General features: G+C 39.2%; 1 protein-coding gene. It reads left to right on the top strand.

What is annotated here, in order from left to right:
* On the top strand, positions 1-2,125 hold a 2,125-nt coding region (locus J2W48_RS22985), incomplete at both ends, for an Ig-like domain-containing protein (RefSeq protein WP_310284536.1).

The raw sequence follows: 2,125 nt of genomic DNA on the forward strand, positions 1-2,125 counted from the left end.
GCTGAAAACGATGCTCCTGTGGCACTTGATGATGCGACAAGCACGAATGAAGACACACCGGTAACGATCAACGTCACTACCAATGATACCGATGTGGATGGAACTATTGATGTAGCAACGGTCGATTTAGATCCGGCTACAGCAGGAATTCAGACGACTTTCACCGTAACAGGAGAAGGAACCTATACCGTAGACAATACCGGAACAGTGACTTTCACGCCAGTGCTCAACTACAACGGAACTGCAACTCCGATCAGTTATACCGTAAGCGACAACTTAGGTTTGGTATCGAATACTGCTACCCTGACCATTACCATAACGGCAGTAAATGATGCTCCTCTGGCACTTGATGATATAAATTCTGTAATTCCTTCAGTAGCGGGAACAACAGCTATAAATGGCTTATTGGCAACAGATTTAGATGGAAATATTGCAAACTATACCGTTTTAACATTACCATCTCAAGGAGTTTTAGCATTAGCGGGAATTCCGGTAACACTAAACCAAGTATTGACACCTTTAGAAGCAAGCATGCTAACCTATGACCCAAGTGGAACATTTACAGGTAATGACACTTTTACCTTTACAGCAACAGACGATTTAGGTGCCTTAGCTTTATTGAGTGCCACTATTACAATTCCGGTTGGAAATAATACACCAGTTGCACAAGATGACATTAATGCTAGTATTCCTTCAAGAGCGGGAGCAACAGCTATTAATGATTTGATAGCAACAGATACTGATGGAACAATTGCAAATTACACGATTTTGACATTGCCTTCTCATGGAGTTTTAGCATTATCCGGTATTCCGGTAGTAGTCAATCATGTACTAACACCTTTAGAAGTAACGATGCTTACTTATGATCCTAGCGGAGCATATTCAGGCAATGATACATTTACTTTTACAGCTACTGATAATCTTGGAGCTATAGATGCCAGCCCTGCGACAATAACACTTGTTATTGAAAAAACACTTCTGGATGCAGTTGATGATGCGGTTAATTCGGTGGTAGGAATAAATAGTACAGTAGCGGTTGTCAATGTATTTACTAATGATACTTTAAATAATAATCCACTTCTGCCTTCAGATGTGAATTTAAGTGTAGTGACACCAGATCCATCAGGAGTTTTATCATTAAGACCTGACGGAACAGTAGAATTAATTCCAAATGCACCACCCGGAAACTATTCTTTAACCTACGAAATTTGTGAGACATTAAATCCTACAAACTGCGATCCGGCAACAGTTTCAGTTTCGGTTGTTGCGCCAACAATTACAGTAACAGCCAACAGCTATTGTTCTAATAATACGCCTTATGTAGCTTACAGTGTTGTAGCAGACAATTTTACTCCAACAGATTTATTAACTATCAATTGGATAGACAGTGCAAACAATATTGTAGCGACTCAAAATAACATGCCGTTAAGTGGTAATGTTTTATGGCCTGGAGCAACAGTAGACGGTAATGGTAACCCAACAGATTGGCCGGGATGGTTATTAGTAAACGGGCAATGGACACTAGGAAATGATGGTTTTCAATTAACAAGACCTTCTGTTACAATGCAGTTTACACTAAATCCAACACAATCTGTGGTTGTAAATTATCCATTAGCAGTTTCAGGTTGTAATGCGATGCCTACCTTCGGGATTGAGGCGGGTAATGACGATGATGTAGTGCTTGCCGATGGTATTAATGGTTCGTTAGAAGTGATCAATGTTTTAGATAATGATCAATTAAACGGGAATCCTGTTATGCCTTCAGATGTTATTGTAACAGGTATAAATCTACCAACAGGAATTACTCTCAATAGTGATGGTACAATTGATGTAGCGCCAGGTACAGCAGGGGGAAATCATACATTTACATACCAAATATGCGAAGTAGTTAATCCATCTAATTGTAGTACTGCAACAGTTGATATTTTTGTTGAAGTTCCTGCAATTACAATTGTGAAAACAGGAGTATTGGATGATACTAATGGTAATGGATATGCTGAAGCAGGAGAGACATTAACTTATAGTTTTTCAATAACAAATACAGGTAATGTAGATCTGGAGAACATATTAGTTTCTGATCCTCTTCCAGGAATTGTTATGAGCGGGGGACCAATCAGTTTAGCTG

It is taken from the genome of Flavobacterium piscis (genome assembly GCF_031457575.1).
Classification (GTDB): domain Bacteria; phylum Bacteroidota; class Bacteroidia; order Flavobacteriales; family Flavobacteriaceae; genus Flavobacterium; species Flavobacterium piscis_A.